The following is a 13,198-nucleotide window of genomic DNA, read 5'->3' on the forward strand; positions in this document are numbered from 1 at the left end:
CCACACAGGCGGGGCAGTAGTCCAGACGGCCGTGATTCTTCCAGCCGTACTCCCGTATGCGGCGACGGCACTCGGCTGCCGACTCATTGGGCGCGTCCGCAGTCTCCGTCTCGCCACACCCGTCGCAGGTGTACTGCAGCCATTTCTCGATCATTTGCCCACCGCCTGGTCTCGCCTATCGGCCCTGAACGTCCAGCCATGACAGGACCTCTGCTTACCCCTGACGCACAGGCTGACCGAGCTGAGTTGAACACCCAGGCGACGGCATGCCTCCTTCATCGAGTAGAAGCGCATCGATGCCCCGCTAGCCAGGGAAGTAGCAATCACAGGCGTGCAGTTTTTCTCAAGCGCTGTCTTCGCATGCCGTAGGTTGTCTGCGGTCGAAATCCATTCCAGGTTGCCGACAGAGTTGTCTGTCTTGTCACCGTTCTTGTGGTTTACCTCGCTGGCCGTCTGGGGGATGAAGGCGAGTGCCACCATCCTGTGCACATACAGATTCTTCTCTACTCCACGGTGGTACGCGGTAATGCTCAGGTAGCCACGTCGCGGGCGGAGCGACTTGATCTGGCCGGTCTCTTTCATGCTGATTTGCCCGCAATCGGATGCCTCGTATCGGCCATTGAACAGGGGGACCTCCTTCCAGATCACGGCTGGCCTCCTGCCGTATGGCTGTCGATCAGGGCCAGCAGGCGCTGCAATTCCCGCTTGTGCATGGCAGATTCCGTGTCTTGTTCCTGCCCCATACGAATCAATGCACCCTTGACCGACGCCCGAAACTGCCCCAGGTCCACGGCCTGCGCGGGCACTGCCGCCCACAGCGCTTCAAGATGCTCGACATATGCCGCGTAAGCCTCGTCATCCATGTTGTTGCGGAGGAATCGGTCGATAGCGTCATATGCTGCCGAACGCCCAGCATCGGCCACCGGCTCCCCCGCCGGCTGGCGGGCGGCGAGTGCTTCACCTTCGCCACGAAGCGTTGCTTCACGACACGCATTCCAACCATCCGACCACTCGCCAATGCCGGGAGTGGGCAACGGCACGCACACTTCACCCTGACCACCCGGGGAGGGCTGGGCGGAGAGGGCGGCTTGCCACACCTGCCATGCCGTACCCGCGCAAAGAGCCATGAGCGGATTGCTGCTTAGGAAGTCGTCAAACCGCGCCCGCTCGGCCTGATCCCCCAGCCTCACCCTCCCACCGGGCTGCACGTCCGCCAGGGTCTTGTTGTCGGTGGTCATGCGGATGCTCCAATGGCGTTGAACGCAGCCTCAAAATCCTCAGCAGTGATCTCTGCCTCACCCAAGCGCGTATGCACTGAATAGACGGCACCAGTTCTTGGCGAGGTTGAGCCGGCTGCCGTTCGAATCAGTGCAAACTCCGCGAACGGAGCCAGCGCATCCCTTAGCTTCTCCACCTCAGCGCGCAGGCGGGCGATTTCGGCATCCTTGGCGGCAAGTGCAGGAGTGGTCTGCGGCGGCATCCCGCCGTTCTGCGTGTAAATTGACATCACCAGCCCCCCTGCATGTTCAGGAACGGAATGTCGTCGTCGGCGAAATCGTCCATCGGCGGCTGATCCGTAGCCCTCTGCGGCCGCTCGCGCTGCTCCTGACCGCCTCGGCGGGAGCTGGTGCCGCCGCCCTGGTTCGGCTTCCACTCGTCCACTGCTGCATAGAATTTCCCGCCCTTTGACTCCTTCACGTCGAAGTTGATCCAGTCGCCTTGCTCGCTGTTGAGCCACGCGATCAGGTCGGCACGCTTGATAGAGCCTTTGCAGATCACGTAGTCCGGGGCGTTCGGGTTCTTGGCCTTGAAGTTCAGGCCACCAATGAATTTCACGTCGCTCATTGCTGTTCCTCGGTCTCGTTGGTTGCCTTCGGCACGCCGCTCTTGATCGCATTGCGCTCGGCAGTCATGAAGCAGCCGCCCTTGCTCGGCGCCAGCCACAGGGCCATCTGGTCTTCCTGCGGGATCTCGCCCCACATCTCGGCGACTGAGTGCATATCGGGTTCCTCAGCGGCCAACGCTTCCTTGATGGCCTCGACGCTGCGGAAATGACGGCCCAGCGCGGCGTCATGCTGCTGGCGGCGCTTGTGGAGCTTCTCTTCCTCAGATTCCAGGTCGTAGCCGCCCTCGGACGTATTGGCGATCTCGATGGCCTGATCGATGCGTCCAGACTGCTCGGTGTACGGCCACGTCTTGCTGGCGCGCTTAATGACGGCCTTCTTGCACATCTGGACGAACCAATCGACCCACGGTCCGGACTTCGCCATGGACTTGGACCGAATCTTGTCGATCTCGGCACGATCCATGACCTCGGTCAGGATGTCGCCCGCGTGGGTCTTGGCGATGCAGTACACGCCGATTATCTCGCCGCGCTCCGTGTTGAACGGGTTGGCTGTGTGTTCCGGCAGGGCAGCGGGGCCGTGGTAGGCGAAGCTGTCCTTCTCGTACACCACATCCGCCCGCGCCCACTCAATCGAGCCAGTGTCGGTCGCGATCTTGATCAGCCCCTTGTAGCTGATATCCAGGTGGATAGCCCGGTCACGTGGCACAAGGTACGCGTAGCCGTTGGCCGGATTCAGCGTCAGGCCGGTGGAGGCCACGTTGATCATCGCCATCTGCACGGAAACAGGGTTCTTGTTCGCGATCTGCATCGCAAAGTCCGTCTTCATCAGCGCCTGTAGCGCAAACATCGACTCGCGCTTGTAGTTGACCGACGAGGCGGCCACCTCCAAGAACCTTTCCTGGCTCTTCTGGATCGCAGCCTGATACGGCGCGAGCGGTCGATCTTCCTTCGTAGCGACTACTGCGTTCATGTGTGCCTCTATGTAGGTGCCAGCGTCTGGACCCGGCTGGCGCGGGTCCCTGTCGTGGGGAGCGACAGGGCAGGGGATTGGGTGGAGGGGCCGGTGGTGTCTCTCCGGCTTGCTGGCTTTCCGAAAAGCGTCCTCCGCATCTGTCGATGCCCGACCACTATCCAGCGCCTCTTGAGCTGCGGATCACCACTCCGCATTCCCTCCGTAGAACTCAGCCCCGCTCGGTGGTAAGCGGCGGCTGCTTGAATCGGTCGTTGCGCTTCTTGCGGATGATGTGCAGCTCGTCGTGGGCGAACAGCGCGGCGAAGATGGCGAGGAGTAGCGCACTTGCCGCGACCTCGTAAGCCTCGTAGCGGTAAACGAACCACGCAGCCCAGCAGAGGAAGACGATCAGGCCGATGCACGAAGCCAGTACCAGGTAGTGGGTGCGCAGCGAGGTCATTCGATCACCTCGCGGAAGCAAACAGGCTCCCAACCAGGGCGGATGCCATCGGCAGCGGCCTCTTTACTCGCGTAGAAGTTGTATGCAAGGCCAGCGTCTTCATGACGATTCACCCAAATCTCTCGCGGCTCAGGCTTGATGCGGTAGTCGCTAGCAGGACCGTCAAAGCGGATATCGCCTGAAAAGTCTTCCCACCGGCCCGAGCAAGCCATGTGCCCCTGAATCACCTTCCCATCAGCCAGCGCCTGCACCAGCGGCAGGTAGTCCTTCGCGTTGTCCTTATTCATCGCTGCAATCCCCCTGTGCGCAAGGGCCATGGTTCGTCTCGTCGGCGTCTACCTCGTCGCCCAGCGGATCGGGCTTCGGGATGGCGGGGAAGAGGCGGTTGAAGTCCCAATCAACCTTGTTGAGCGGATTCATGAGCTTGCCTCTTCTGCGTGAGCCTTTAGAAAGGCAACCATTTCGGCAGCATCGGAATCCCATTCGATGTAGCGACTAGCTTCCGCCAATGCCTCTTCCTGAGTCATAAGTCCTTCTAGGTACGACTTGCCAAAATCGGCCAGCCGCTCTTGATAGTCGGACCGTTCGTGATCACTCCACCCGAACTCCGATTCGAAAGCGTCACAGCCTGAGCAAGACCCATAGGAGCCATGGACCCAGCCGGTTTTGCCGTTGTATTCAACAAGCGCGAACCAGTCGCCCTGGTATGAACCGAACTGCTCGAATCGCAGGACCGTGGCGCCTGCGGCTTCCATTGCTTGTTCGTAGCTCACGGCACAACTCCATTCATAGCCAGCACAAGCTGGGTCACTGTTGCGGCGGCAATGACTGCTTGCACTGCCAGCGGAAAGTAGGGGGAACGGAGGAGGCGGGTCATAGCGGCTCCTTCGTGGTGTAGTACTTCCCATCCACATCCAGCCAAACCCACTTGAACCACCTGAATCCATCCCGCCAATAGCGGGTTGTGTGAACCGGCGTTGGAAAGAGTGCGAATCGGCGCTTACGCATCACGCAGCTCCCTCCGGCCCGTGGCCCTGGTTCATGCGCTGGCGGCGGGCTGCCTCAGCAAGGTCGTTCATCTCGCTACGCTGGCAGCCGTGCTGGATGAAGGCGCGGACAACTGACCCGCCCCACCCATGACGCTTCGCCAGACCACGCACCACGCTGATGTCGTGGCGCTCCGTGGGGCTCGGGAACTGGATGACCATTAGCTGTTCCTCGGATCGTGATAGGAGGGAGACTTCATCTCGGACTCGATCTGCCGTTTGATGTCCCGCTGCTTGTTGAGCAGGGCGCGAAGGTCGTGGAGCAGGTAGCTCGGAACCTCGACGCGAGAAATCAGGTAGTCCAGCGCCGACTCAGCTCCCGCGATCACCGCGACCAGCTCGGCCGTTTCGTGATGCGTGGCGACCTCGTTGACCGCGTCCTGGTAGGCCGATTCGTTGTCATCCGGCAGCAGGCCGTCAAAGCTCCGCTGAGCGTTCCGGGCGATGTCGGTTGGGGTGTGGAGGTTCATGGCTCAGCCCGCCTTACCAGCAGCGATCAGCTCACCTTCCAGAGGAAGGTCAAAGGCGCCGCGAACCATCTTGTTGAAGCGCTCGCGCTGGGCGTCCCGTGCGGCGGCCCGTGCGGCGTCCCATGCGGCGTCCCGTGCGGTGGCCCGTGCGGCGTCCCATGCGGCGGCCCGTGCGGCGTCCCATGCGGCGGCCCGTGCGGCGTCCCATGCGGCGTCCCGTGCGGCGGCCCGTGCGGCGGCCCGTGCGGCGGCCCGTGCGGCGGCCCGGAGAGATTCATCACCTGTGGTCAAATACTGACGAACCACCTCCGGCGCATCCCACAGCTCGATAACCTGCAGGGCAGACCAGCGTGCGAACTCGCGCATTAGCGGCTCGGCATCAATTCGCTTGATGATCCGGCGCTCGCTTGCGGCCACCTTGTCGTCGCCGCGAACAATCGTGCCGCTCAGTTCCACCAAGCACAGGACGTTGCCCGGCGCGTACTGCAGCGCGTCGAACGCATCGATGCTCGCGTGCAGGCCCTGGGCACAGAGACGTACCTCGCCATCGTGTACCAGCAGCTCGCCATCAGCCGGGACCGGCCGACCGTCGCGGAGGGTGTCGGCGACGAAGTGGAATGCGATGAGGACTTCCTGGCTCATGCTGCGTCCTCCGCGTCTTCATCGCGGTAGGCAAAAACGCGCTCGCCGGTCAGTTCTTCGTAGGCAGCCTGCAGGCGATCAATGGCAGGCGCACCTTCGTGGTACTCGATGGCTGCCCTGGCGGCAGCGAGAAGCCGGTTCAGCTGGTCGGACAGTTCCATCTTCGTCTCCAAGCCCCTGGTCCCGGATGGGTGGTGTGGGCGTTGGAGAGGATGATCTAGCAGACGGCTAGACATGTCAAGCAAACAGCTAGACATCTTTGATTGATTTTATCTATCGAAAAGCTAGATGTGCGCCCAATGAAAAAGGCCCCCGAAGGAGCCTTTCTCTATATGGACAGGGTTGGGCCGATCAGTCCCTATGGGTCCGATAGCGCTTCATCTCGATGAGAGATGACTTGGATGGCGGGGTTCCAGCTAGCTGAAGCGCCTGGTCCTCAAGCCTTCGCCTTTCTGGCACGAGGTGCAGTCGCACTGGGGTGCCTAGCCTCCTCTGGGCCCGCTGGGCGATCAAGTAGGCCAGCTTGTCCATCTCCTCGTGCAGATTCATCTCGGTCTCCCTGTTCCATAGAAAGAGCCTTTGCCAGCGTTGTGCGAATGGCCTGGGCAAAGATCTCGGGGTCGGCCTCCGGGTCAAATTTCCCTTGATTCATGATCTCAAAGGATTTCTTTGCCGTCTCAATCGCCGCCGAGATGATCTCTCCATCGAGTCGCGCAAGCTGAGAATGATCGTTGTCCAGCCAGCCGACCGGCTTCCCGAACCGCTCTTCGATCTCTCTGGCGATCTTTGGCCCGATTCCTCTTGCCGATCCCTTTCCCCACCACTGGTTTACCTGCTTTGGATCCTTGTTTAGGTGTAGCGCGAACTGGCGCTGAGACTCGAACCCGGAGGCGAGGGTATCCAGGTTCTCTGCGTGAATTTCAGCAATGGTCTTCATGGGCAAAAGCCTAGCGGCGCAAGGATTCCACGGGGTCTAGCAAAATGCTTGACAGGCATATCTAGCGTGTGGCTAGATATGGACCTATGGACCTGCTCACTTACATCAGCGACATGAACCGCCGCACTCAGCTTGCTAAAGCTTGCGGCACCTCTCCTGACTACCTGTGGCAGGTCGCCAAGCGCTGGAAAGGGCGGCGTGGATCTCCTGAGCTCGCAGAGCGGATCGAAACAGAGACGCGCCGGCTTGGCCATGCAGTTGTGACCAAGGAGTCCGTGATCTTTGGGTCGCAGAAACCCGCCAAGAAGCGGAAGGCGGCCTGAGATGGCTGGATCACGCGAAAGGCCCAAGTTTGTAATCGATGTTGACGGTTCGCCCGTTGTCGACTCCAGCCTTGCATTCGGGGCAGTACCAGATAGTGCTGCGCTCATTGAGAACGACCTTGTGCCCTCGCACGTCGAGACACGGCTGACAGAGATAGTGGGACGGCTGCATTCCTCCTGGGTTGCTGGCCCCTGCCGTCTCTGGCCCGACGTTGAGTCGATACACGAATCCACCGGATGTGATCTCGAACAGAGAGTAGCGTTCGCGATCCGAGCGATGTTCTTCCAGTTCTCGAATTCTCTGAGTCAGGGCCACCTTCTCCTGATGCAGCTCGAACAGGGCGGCTTGGGCCGAGAAGAGTTGGCTCTGCAGGTCGATCAGTTTCTGAGAAACCTCCGAGATAGCGGCAGCCGAAGCTGTGAAATCGCGGACTTCCAATGCCGTCTTCGCCATGCCCAGGGCAGTACCAATTGCACTGACCCCAGTGGCGATTGAATTCATATCGATCATCCCTGTCTCCGTCGTAGTTGAGGTTGTGTCGCAACTCCAATGCTACGGCGGGGGCAGGGGCTAAGTAAGTACCCATCACTGACAAGGCTCCATCTATGTACGCAGACCCCACACACCTCCGCGCCAACGCAATCAAGTCCCGATACAACGACCAGGAAAGTGACCTTGTTCACGCGGTCGCACAGTTCAACGGCATGCAGCCAGCCGTGTTCATACGAGAAGTTGTAATGGCAGCCTGCTTGGCTCACGAGAAAGGTTCCCACGGAAAGAAAGCAGCTTGAAGTGGCAAATAAGTCCCTAAGGAGGCTGCGTGGAGCTGGAAACGCTGTACTCAGCCGAAGAGCTGAAACGAATAGAGCGATATGCGTCGGCCCACGGGCTGACGCTGGAAGAGGCCCAACTGCAACTGTTTAGAGAAGAGATTTCCCGGCGTTACAAGCTGCCCATCAAGCAGGGCTTAGTAGTCCCTTTTAAGCCCCGAACAAAGCTCCGGAGTCCTGACGATGAACAAGCCTAAGAAGAAGCCGATTCACCCCTGGCGCAACTTCTCACCCGGCTGGCTGCAGCGGGAATCAGACAGACAACGCGCCGAACGAGTCATCCCGCTCCACGCACGCCCAATCAAGAATTGAGATGAGCCACGTACTCACAACCGCCTGCAGGTCGCTCCAGATGCCTCCCACCGCCAAGGCGGTGTTGATGGCTATGGCGGACTACGCCGACGACCAGGGCGTGTGCTGGCCTTCAATTGCGGGCCTGTGTGAGTACACCTGCTTTGGCAAGTCTGCGGTCATCGAGGCAATCAAGCATCTGGAGAAGATCGGCGTAGTTATCGCGAACCGCGCCGACCGATACCGCACCACTTACAGCATTCGCCCCGAGTCCTATTCGGTAGGCGGACTAGTCCGTAAGGCGGACATGTCCGGGAGCCGGACTAGTCCATCTAACGGCGGACTAGTCCGTTTGGCGGAAGACGAGGTCCGGCAGCCGGAAGACGAGGTCCGGGAAACGGACACGAACCACCACAAACCATCAAGAACCACCAATAAAGCAACCACCAAAGGCGCATGCGCGCTGGTGTTGCCAGACTGGCTTGACCCTGCCGTGTGGACTGACTGGGTCGAGTACCGCCGAAAGGGCAAGAACCCGCTGACCGACAAAGCCACCGAGCTGTCGATCCGGGAGCTGGACAAGCTTCGATCCCAGGGATTCGACGCCCGTCACGTGATCGAGAACGCAATTCTGAGCGGCTGGCGAGGCCTGTACGCCCCACGTGGAGGCCCTCAAAAGACCTCAACCGTGGTCCCAATTCGCCCCTCCGCATCCGCCGACTTCCGAGGTAAATCCTATGCAGGCACAGCCATCGAAGACCTACCCCCCGACCTTCGCGACGCTGCCCGAGCAGCCATTGCAGACGGTTGACGCGGTCTGTGGGAGCCACGGCCCATACACGGCCAAGGTTCTGGACATGACCGAGCTGGGCGGATCGAAAATCATCATGAAGTGCCCGCAGTGTTCGGCTGAGCAGCAGGCTGCAGCTGACGCACGGAAGGCAGAAGAGGCCGCCCGGGAACGGATGGGGCAAGTCGTTCGGCTGTTCCACCGCGCAGGTATCCCGCCCCGATTCTCCGACCGGAGCTTCGACGGGTACGTGGCAACTCAGCAGGGGCAGAAGATCGCCTTGGGCGTCTGCCGAGCCTATTCCGAGAAGTGGGCCGACAAGCGCAAGGTGGGTGCGTCGCTGGTCCTGACGGGCGCCCCTGGCACTGGCAAGACCCACTTGGCCTGCGCTATCGCCAGCACGGTCATGGAGGACCACCTGTCGTCTGCCCTGTTCATCACAGTGTCCTCAATGCTGAGGTCGATCAAGGAGACCTACCGAAAGGGCAGCGAGCGGTCTGAGCAGGAGGCTATCGACGCCTTCGGGAAGCCTGACCTTCTGATCCTCGATGAGGTCGGCGTACAGGTCGGTAGCGACCACGAAAAGTTGCTGATGTTCGAAGTCTTGAACGAGCGCTACCAGTCGATGCTGCCGACCATCCTGATCTCCAACCTGTCCGTGGACGAGCTGGAGGAATTCCTAGGCCACCGCGTGATGGACCGCTACCGCGAGTGCGGCTCGGTCCTGGCCTTCGACTGGCAGAGCCACCGGGGGCAGCGATGAGCAAAGCATCAACCGTCCGCCTCCTGCACGCCGAGCGCTGCAGCGTGGCCGAGATCGCCGCAGTCGTGGGCTGGAAGCTGTGCGACGTGCGCTGGTTCATCCGTACCTGGATTGGGGGTGAGAAGTGAGCAAGTTCTTCGTGGGACAGAGGGTTCGGATCGTTGGAGCGGGTTCGTTCCCACAGGTGATTGGGAGCCAATGCAGGATTACCGCACTAGATCAAAAGAGCCTTCGAATCTCTGACGGCGGAATTGACAAGGGCATGGTCCAAGTTGACATCCCGCCTCCCGGCTATCCGTGGATGCGTTTGTGCGTAAAGCCTGCATGGCTTGAACCCATCCTCCCCGAAGGCTCAGCCCCGAGCGAGTTCACCTTCCAGCAACTGATAGACAACCTGCAGGAGGTGATGGCGTGAACGCCACGTATCCGAACGACTGGAAGCTGGAAGGCCCTGGCGGCATGACCGACAAGCAGCGGAAGATGCTCAACGCGGTGTGCGGCGATCTGGCTGCGCAGCTTTCATGGCACGGAAATCGGCTGAGCAAGGACGACTGGCGCCACATGGTCGCTGGGACGATCTTGGGCTGGCGAATGATGCCCGCCATCGACCGAGGCGAAGGTGCACAGGGTTTCATCATGCTGGGTGGTTCCAGCCTGAAACTCTCCCGCTCGCAGGCAGCCGAGGCAATCACTGCCCTCCTGCAGATCGGTGACCACCCCGACGAACAAGGACTTCCGGCCAAGCGAGTGCATTGGTCAGACGTGGTTCTGCTTGGACTCGGCTTCAACCCTAATGACTTTGCGGAGGCAGCATGAACCTCGAACAGATCGACACCAGCACTACGGCGGGGAAGGCCGAGGTCATGCGGCTTGCGGCTGAGGGGCGGAGGGTGACCTTCCGGCCGAAGAACGAGTTTGACTGCTGGGAGGTCAATGATGAGCCGGCTTGGGATTGGACTCGCGGCGACTACGCCATCATCTCCGAGCCGGTTGGGCCGGATGAGGTGTGGCTTGTCATGGACTCGAGCATCCATGCTCTGAATGAAGAGTCGGCGAAGTCGTACGCCGAAGCGCATGGCCTGACTGTGGCCCGCTACATCCGCGCCGACCTCGCCGGGGAGAAGGGCTGATGGACGCCATCGAGAAGCGGGCGCGGGAGCTGCTGGCCAATTGTCTGGATGAGTGGGGCCACCACCGGGAAGCCGAGAACGTCCGGGAGGGTGAGGACCTGGAGAGCTACGAGTTTGAGCTGCGCCTCATCGGCCAGCTGCTGCGCTTCGGGGTCGAAACTGGAAGTGGTCGCGAAGCCGCGCCCCTCACACCGCCCGATGGCTACGTGCCGGAGCGCAGCGTTCTGGTGGCTGCGACTCGCCTTCGAAAGTCGGCCAGCGCTGCCACCCCGATGGCGCGCTCGGCCTATATCAAGGCTGCCGAGATGGTGGAAATGGCTGTGATCGCCGCTCGCCCGGAGGTGCCGTGATGGATAGCTCACTGGACTACGTATTGGCGCAGCTCCGCTGCCTTGGCCGCTCTCGAGACGTTGCCCGCATCAGGTTGGGGGTGATCGTCTCTCTGGACCGCGCCATGGCTCGGTTGCAGCACGCGGAGCGCCGCCGATGAACTACCGCGACCGCGCTTTGCTGGATCTCGCCTACCAGCTCAACTGCACCCTGCAGATCGAAGGGGTGTGCGAGGGCGGCCCGGGCGAGCCCTGCCACAGCAACCAGTCCCGCCACGGCAAGGGCGGCAGCATTAAGGCCCACGACTGCTTCTTCGCCAGTGGGTGTCGGAGCTGCCACCGCGAGCTGGACCAGGGCAAGCGCTTCACCCGCGAGGAGAAGGCCGAGATCTGGCAGCTGGCGCACGACCGGACGATGCTCCAGCTGTGGGAGCAGGGCCTCATTAGGGTGCGCGCATGAGCATCGTCATCCTCCCATGGCCCCCGTCGGTGAATCGTTACTGGCGCACATTCCGTGGCCGAATGCTGATCTCTGCGCAGGGGCGAGTCTACCGGCAACAGGCGGTAGCCGCGGCTGTCACTGGCGCTAGATTCGGGCCTGCAAAGGTCAAGGTGAGCATTGAAGCATGGCTTCCAGACAACCGGCGCCGCGACGTGGACAACCTTCTCAAGGCTCCATTGGATGCCTTATGCCATGCCGGCATCTACTACGACGACAGCCAGATCGTAGAACTGTCCATCAGGCGGGCAGGGTTGGATAAGGCCAATCCGCGCCTAGTAATCACGCTGGAGGCTGCATGAGCCGCGCCCAGCAGATCCGGCAGTGGCTGGCAGAGAACCCCGGGTGGCATTTCATGGGCGACGTGTGCGCTGGGCTGGCCGGAGTTGACCGCGACAGAGTCACCCGAGACGTAGACCAGATGGCGCGGCGCGGGCAGGTTGAGGTCGTTGGCAAGCAGGGCACCAAGCGATACCGGTTCGGGCGTGAAGCCCGCAAGTACATCCGACAGGGAGAACAACATGCAAGCTGACACCTTCGGGGTTTATGTGCGGGCCGAGCTGGAGCATTGGGGCCATGAGTTCGCACTGCACCGGGATTGCGAGTACCTAGGGCACCAGTCCAAGAATTTGCTGGCGGTCCTGATCGAGCATCACGGCGAGATGCCTGGGCGTGTCCAGGGCTTCAAGCCGCTGGAGACTGACCTTCGGGCGCAGCGGGTAGAGGACATCGTCTATAGCATCGGAAGGGACCAGGTGGTCTACGCCTGCGTGTTGCGCGCCTATTACTGCGGAATGGGGAGAAGGAAGGTTGAACGCTGGGAGACGGCCAACCTGTTGTTGGTGCATGTCGGGGAGAAGCCAGTCAGCCAGAGGCACTACCTGACCCTGCATGATGTGGCATTCGCAGAGGTCAAGGGCGCAATGCGCGGGATCGCAATGGCTCAGGCAGCTTGATTTGAAGTGTTTTTGATCAGGCCATATTGCAGAGGTGCGCACCTCTAGCGTAACTTTTCAGGCACTGTGACATAGAAGCCTCTCGGTTCCGAGGGGCTTTTTCTTTGCCTGGAGATACCCATGGGTGCAGCCTCAATTTCAGCTGCCTATGTTTCTGCAGGCATGGCGAATGAGCAATGGCGGAATGCCGCCCGATACGACGGCCCGCTAGAAGTGAAAGCGCCGGAGCGGACGAAGTGTGAAGGATGCGGCTCCTATGAGTCACGCCCCACCATGGCTGGCCCGGTCTGTTCCTATTGCCGCACGCCTAAGTAGCCCTTTCTTTGCCCGTTCCCCCGTCCAGATCAACCCTCGCGCATAGCTGGCAGCGGGGCGGGCGCCCATTGGAGACCGCATGGTGAGCACCGAATCTGTCGCTGCCGCCATGGGGGCGGGCAAGTACGCCGAGCCACTGGAGCGGGCCTGCATCGAGCATGGCATCACCACGCCGCTTGAGAAGGCCCACTTCCTGGCTCAGGTAGCCCACGAGTCGGATGGGTTCAAGACGTCCACTGAGTACGCCTCAGGGCGAGCCTATGAGGGCCGAAAGGATCTAGGGAATACGCAGCCCGGTGATGGCGCCCGGTTCAAGGGCCGTGGCCTGATTCAAGTTACTGGCCGAGCGAACTACGCCGCCTACAGTAAGTGGAAGTATGGCGATGACCGAGCGGCACGTTCGCCGCAGATGCTTGCCGAGCTACCCGATGCAGTCGATGCAGCCGCGTGGTACTGGACCGTAGAGCGCCCGAAGATCCCTGTAATGGCACGCGCCGACAATCTCGTTGGGGTGACAAAGGCCATCAACGGCGGGGCGAACGGCTTGGCTGATCGAGCAAAGCGGCTGGATCAGGCAAAGCGCCTGTTCGGTATAGGCGCCGCCGTATGAGCGAAACC

27 protein-coding genes are annotated in these 13,198 nt (G+C 61.1%); 13 read left to right on the top strand and 14 right to left on the bottom strand.

Going from position 1 to position 13,198, the window contains the following annotated elements:
- Positions 1-150: 150 nt before the first annotated feature.
- The 13 genes from AC5P57_RS04255 to AC5P57_RS04315 all read right to left on the bottom strand — a co-directional run bounded on the left by AC5P57_RS04255 (position 151) and on the right by AC5P57_RS04315 (position 6,353).
- Positions 151-648 carry an HNH endonuclease gene (locus AC5P57_RS04255; protein WP_495219444.1) on the bottom strand — a complete coding sequence of 166 codons (498 nt, stop codon included), beginning with the start codon at positions 646-648 and terminating at the stop codon, positions 151-153.
- Positions 645-1,238: a hypothetical protein gene (locus AC5P57_RS04260; protein WP_495219445.1), complete on the bottom strand. Its 594-nt coding sequence runs from the start codon at positions 1,236-1,238 to the stop codon at positions 645-647. The genes AC5P57_RS04255 and AC5P57_RS04260 overlap by 4 nt, the downstream gene beginning before the upstream one ends.
- Positions 1,235-1,507 (bottom strand): hypothetical protein, encoded by a 273-nt coding sequence (locus AC5P57_RS04265; protein ID WP_495219446.1) that lies wholly within the window; start codon positions 1,505-1,507, stop codon positions 1,235-1,237. The genes AC5P57_RS04260 and AC5P57_RS04265 overlap by 4 nt, the downstream gene beginning before the upstream one ends.
- On the bottom strand, positions 1,507-1,845 hold the full coding sequence (locus AC5P57_RS04270; RefSeq protein ID WP_495219447.1) for a hypothetical protein: 339 nt from the start codon (positions 1,843-1,845) through the stop codon (positions 1,507-1,509). Before AC5P57_RS04270 ends, AC5P57_RS04265 begins: the two co-directional genes overlap by 1 nt.
- The gene (locus tag AC5P57_RS04275) at positions 1,842-2,816 is read right to left on the bottom strand and encodes a recombinase RecT (protein ID WP_495219448.1); all 975 of its coding nucleotides are present in this window, start codon (positions 2,814-2,816) and stop codon (positions 1,842-1,844) included. Before AC5P57_RS04275 ends, AC5P57_RS04270 begins: the two co-directional genes overlap by 4 nt.
- A gap of 211 nt (positions 2,817-3,027) precedes the next feature.
- A complete protein-coding gene (locus tag AC5P57_RS04280) occupies positions 3,028-3,258 on the bottom strand; it encodes a hypothetical protein (RefSeq protein ID WP_495219449.1) in 231 nt (76 codons plus the stop codon).
- Entirely contained in the window at positions 3,255-3,545 is a 291-nt protein-coding gene (locus AC5P57_RS04285) for a hypothetical protein (RefSeq protein WP_495219450.1), read from the bottom strand. The genes AC5P57_RS04280 and AC5P57_RS04285 overlap by 4 nt, the downstream gene beginning before the upstream one ends.
- Entirely contained in the window at positions 3,538-3,678 is a 141-nt protein-coding gene (locus AC5P57_RS04290; RefSeq protein ID WP_495219451.1) for a hypothetical protein, read from the bottom strand. Before AC5P57_RS04290 ends, AC5P57_RS04285 begins: the two co-directional genes overlap by 8 nt.
- The gene (locus AC5P57_RS04295; RefSeq protein ID WP_495219452.1) at positions 3,675-4,031 is read right to left on the bottom strand and encodes an SH3 domain-containing protein; all 357 of its coding nucleotides are present in this window, start codon (positions 4,029-4,031) and stop codon (positions 3,675-3,677) included. The genes AC5P57_RS04290 and AC5P57_RS04295 overlap by 4 nt, the downstream gene beginning before the upstream one ends.
- 434 nt (positions 4,032-4,465) lie before the next feature.
- A complete protein-coding gene (locus AC5P57_RS04300) occupies positions 4,466-4,774 on the bottom strand; it encodes a hypothetical protein (RefSeq protein ID WP_495219453.1) in 309 nt (102 codons plus the stop codon).
- Between the two features lie 3 nt (positions 4,775-4,777).
- Complete coding sequence (locus AC5P57_RS04305; protein WP_495219454.1) at positions 4,778-5,416, bottom strand: DUF7666 domain-containing protein; 639 nt, start codon at positions 5,414-5,416, stop codon at positions 4,778-4,780.
- Entirely contained in the window at positions 5,413-5,577 is a 165-nt protein-coding gene (locus AC5P57_RS04310) for a hypothetical protein (protein ID WP_495219455.1), read from the bottom strand. Before AC5P57_RS04310 ends, AC5P57_RS04305 begins: the two co-directional genes overlap by 4 nt.
- Before the next feature lie 275 nt (positions 5,578-5,852).
- Positions 5,853-6,353 carry a hypothetical protein gene (locus AC5P57_RS04315; RefSeq protein WP_495219456.1) on the bottom strand — a complete coding sequence of 167 codons (501 nt, stop codon included), beginning with the start codon at positions 6,351-6,353 and terminating at the stop codon, positions 5,853-5,855.
- A gap of 86 nt (positions 6,354-6,439) precedes the next feature.
- Between AC5P57_RS04315 and AC5P57_RS04320 the strand changes: the two genes are divergently transcribed.
- The gene (locus AC5P57_RS04320; protein WP_495219457.1) at positions 6,440-6,676 is read left to right on the top strand and encodes a hypothetical protein; all 237 of its coding nucleotides are present in this window, start codon (positions 6,440-6,442) and stop codon (positions 6,674-6,676) included.
- 10 nt (positions 6,677-6,686) lie between these two features.
- Here AC5P57_RS04320 and AC5P57_RS04325 read toward each other — a convergent pair whose 3' ends face one another.
- Positions 6,687-7,187 carry a hypothetical protein gene (locus AC5P57_RS04325; protein WP_495219458.1) on the bottom strand — a complete coding sequence of 167 codons (501 nt, stop codon included), beginning with the start codon at positions 7,185-7,187 and terminating at the stop codon, positions 6,687-6,689.
- A gap of 633 nt (positions 7,188-7,820) precedes the next feature.
- Here AC5P57_RS04325 and AC5P57_RS04330 point away from each other — a divergent pair.
- The 12 genes from AC5P57_RS04330 (at position 7,821) to AC5P57_RS04385 (ending at position 13,190) form a co-directional block, all read left to right on the top strand.
- Positions 7,821-8,609 carry a helix-turn-helix domain-containing protein gene (locus AC5P57_RS04330; protein ID WP_495219459.1) on the top strand — a complete coding sequence of 263 codons (789 nt, stop codon included), beginning with the start codon at positions 7,821-7,823 and terminating at the stop codon, positions 8,607-8,609.
- 46 nt (positions 8,610-8,655) lie between these two features.
- Entirely contained in the window at positions 8,656-9,351 is a 696-nt protein-coding gene (locus tag AC5P57_RS04335) for an ATP-binding protein (protein WP_495219460.1), read from the top strand.
- Positions 9,348-9,479, top strand: coding sequence for a hypothetical protein (locus AC5P57_RS04340; RefSeq protein WP_258012092.1), 132 nt, complete (start codon positions 9,348-9,350; stop codon positions 9,477-9,479). The genes AC5P57_RS04335 and AC5P57_RS04340 overlap by 4 nt, the downstream gene beginning before the upstream one ends.
- Positions 9,476-9,766: a hypothetical protein gene (locus AC5P57_RS04345; protein WP_495219461.1), complete on the top strand. Its 291-nt coding sequence runs from the start codon at positions 9,476-9,478 to the stop codon at positions 9,764-9,766. The genes AC5P57_RS04340 and AC5P57_RS04345 overlap by 4 nt, the downstream gene beginning before the upstream one ends.
- The gene (locus tag AC5P57_RS04350; protein WP_495219462.1) at positions 9,763-10,167 is read left to right on the top strand and encodes a recombination protein NinB; all 405 of its coding nucleotides are present in this window, start codon (positions 9,763-9,765) and stop codon (positions 10,165-10,167) included. Before AC5P57_RS04345 ends, AC5P57_RS04350 begins: the two co-directional genes overlap by 4 nt.
- A complete protein-coding gene (locus tag AC5P57_RS04355; RefSeq protein WP_495219463.1) occupies positions 10,164-10,481 on the top strand; it encodes a hypothetical protein in 318 nt (105 codons plus the stop codon). Before AC5P57_RS04350 ends, AC5P57_RS04355 begins: the two co-directional genes overlap by 4 nt.
- Positions 10,481-10,831 carry a hypothetical protein gene (locus AC5P57_RS04360; protein ID WP_495219464.1) on the top strand — a complete coding sequence of 117 codons (351 nt, stop codon included), beginning with the start codon at positions 10,481-10,483 and terminating at the stop codon, positions 10,829-10,831. The genes AC5P57_RS04355 and AC5P57_RS04360 overlap by 1 nt, the downstream gene beginning before the upstream one ends.
- A 136-nt stretch (positions 10,832-10,967) precedes the next feature.
- Positions 10,968-11,270: a hypothetical protein gene (locus tag AC5P57_RS04365; RefSeq protein WP_495219465.1), complete on the top strand. Its 303-nt coding sequence runs from the start codon at positions 10,968-10,970 to the stop codon at positions 11,268-11,270.
- On the top strand, positions 11,267-11,611 hold the full coding sequence (locus tag AC5P57_RS04370; protein ID WP_495219466.1) for a RusA family crossover junction endodeoxyribonuclease: 345 nt from the start codon (positions 11,267-11,269) through the stop codon (positions 11,609-11,611). The genes AC5P57_RS04365 and AC5P57_RS04370 overlap by 4 nt, the downstream gene beginning before the upstream one ends.
- Positions 11,608-11,841, top strand: a complete 234-nt coding sequence (locus AC5P57_RS04375; protein WP_495219467.1) for a hypothetical protein — start codon at positions 11,608-11,610, stop codon at positions 11,839-11,841. The genes AC5P57_RS04370 and AC5P57_RS04375 overlap by 4 nt, the downstream gene beginning before the upstream one ends.
- Positions 11,831-12,265 carry a hypothetical protein gene (locus AC5P57_RS04380; protein ID WP_111189122.1) on the top strand — a complete coding sequence of 145 codons (435 nt, stop codon included), beginning with the start codon at positions 11,831-11,833 and terminating at the stop codon, positions 12,263-12,265. Before AC5P57_RS04375 ends, AC5P57_RS04380 begins: the two co-directional genes overlap by 11 nt.
- Positions 12,266-12,659: 394 nt before the next feature.
- A complete protein-coding gene (locus AC5P57_RS04385; RefSeq protein ID WP_495219468.1) occupies positions 12,660-13,190 on the top strand; it encodes a glycoside hydrolase family 19 protein in 531 nt (176 codons plus the stop codon).
- The last annotated feature ends 8 nt before the right edge of the window (positions 13,191-13,198 follow it).

It is taken from the genome of Stenotrophomonas sp. YJH_SMC_79, from assembly GCF_059367995.1.

Bases quoted from the DNA above. Each gene is read 5' to 3' on its own strand.
- AC5P57_RS04365 (WP_495219465.1), top strand. From the start codon at position 10,968: ATGAACTACCGCGACCGCGCTTTGCTGGATCTCGCCTACCAGCTCAAC.
- AC5P57_RS04385 (WP_495219468.1), top strand. From the start codon at position 12,660: ATGGTGAGCACCGAATCTGTCGCTGCCGCCATGGGGGCGGGCAAGTAC.
- AC5P57_RS04270 (WP_495219447.1), bottom strand. From the start codon at position 1,845: ATGAGCGACGTGAAATTCATTGGTGGCCTGAACTTCAAGGCCAAGAAC.
- AC5P57_RS04305 (WP_495219454.1), bottom strand. From the start codon at position 5,416: ATGAGCCAGGAAGTCCTCATCGCATTCCACTTCGTCGCCGACACCCTC.
- AC5P57_RS04360 (WP_495219464.1), top strand. From the start codon at position 10,481: ATGGACGCCATCGAGAAGCGGGCGCGGGAGCTGCTGGCCAATTGTCTG.
- AC5P57_RS04330 (WP_495219459.1), top strand. From the start codon at position 7,821: ATGAGCCACGTACTCACAACCGCCTGCAGGTCGCTCCAGATGCCTCCC.
- AC5P57_RS04370 (WP_495219466.1), top strand. From the start codon at position 11,267: ATGAGCATCGTCATCCTCCCATGGCCCCCGTCGGTGAATCGTTACTGG.
- AC5P57_RS04285 (WP_495219450.1), bottom strand. From the start codon at position 3,545: ATGAATAAGGACAACGCGAAGGACTACCTGCCGCTGGTGCAGGCGCTG.
- AC5P57_RS04300 (WP_495219453.1), bottom strand. From the start codon at position 4,774: ATGAACCTCCACACCCCAACCGACATCGCCCGGAACGCTCAGCGGAGC.
- AC5P57_RS04325 (WP_495219458.1), bottom strand. From the start codon at position 7,187: ATGATCGATATGAATTCAATCGCCACTGGGGTCAGTGCAATTGGTACT.
- AC5P57_RS04335 (WP_495219460.1), top strand. From the start codon at position 8,656: ATGACCGAGCTGGGCGGATCGAAAATCATCATGAAGTGCCCGCAGTGT.
- AC5P57_RS04265 (WP_495219446.1), bottom strand. From the start codon at position 1,507: ATGTCAATTTACACGCAGAACGGCGGGATGCCGCCGCAGACCACTCCT.
- AC5P57_RS04275 (WP_495219448.1), bottom strand. From the start codon at position 2,816: ATGAACGCAGTAGTCGCTACGAAGGAAGATCGACCGCTCGCGCCGTAT.
- AC5P57_RS04260 (WP_495219445.1), bottom strand. From the start codon at position 1,238: ATGACCACCGACAACAAGACCCTGGCGGACGTGCAGCCCGGTGGGAGG.
- AC5P57_RS04320 (WP_495219457.1), top strand. From the start codon at position 6,440: ATGGACCTGCTCACTTACATCAGCGACATGAACCGCCGCACTCAGCTT.
- AC5P57_RS04290 (WP_495219451.1), bottom strand. From the start codon at position 3,678: ATGAATCCGCTCAACAAGGTTGATTGGGACTTCAACCGCCTCTTCCCC.
- AC5P57_RS04310 (WP_495219455.1), bottom strand. From the start codon at position 5,577: ATGGAACTGTCCGACCAGCTGAACCGGCTTCTCGCTGCCGCCAGGGCA.
- AC5P57_RS04340 (WP_258012092.1), top strand. From the start codon at position 9,348: ATGAGCAAAGCATCAACCGTCCGCCTCCTGCACGCCGAGCGCTGCAGC.
- AC5P57_RS04375 (WP_495219467.1), top strand. From the start codon at position 11,608: ATGAGCCGCGCCCAGCAGATCCGGCAGTGGCTGGCAGAGAACCCCGGG.
- AC5P57_RS04280 (WP_495219449.1), bottom strand. From the start codon at position 3,258: ATGACCTCGCTGCGCACCCACTACCTGGTACTGGCTTCGTGCATCGGC.
- AC5P57_RS04355 (WP_495219463.1), top strand. From the start codon at position 10,164: ATGAACCTCGAACAGATCGACACCAGCACTACGGCGGGGAAGGCCGAG.
- AC5P57_RS04380 (WP_111189122.1), top strand. From the start codon at position 11,831: ATGCAAGCTGACACCTTCGGGGTTTATGTGCGGGCCGAGCTGGAGCAT.
- AC5P57_RS04315 (WP_495219456.1), bottom strand. From the start codon at position 6,353: ATGAAGACCATTGCTGAAATTCACGCAGAGAACCTGGATACCCTCGCC.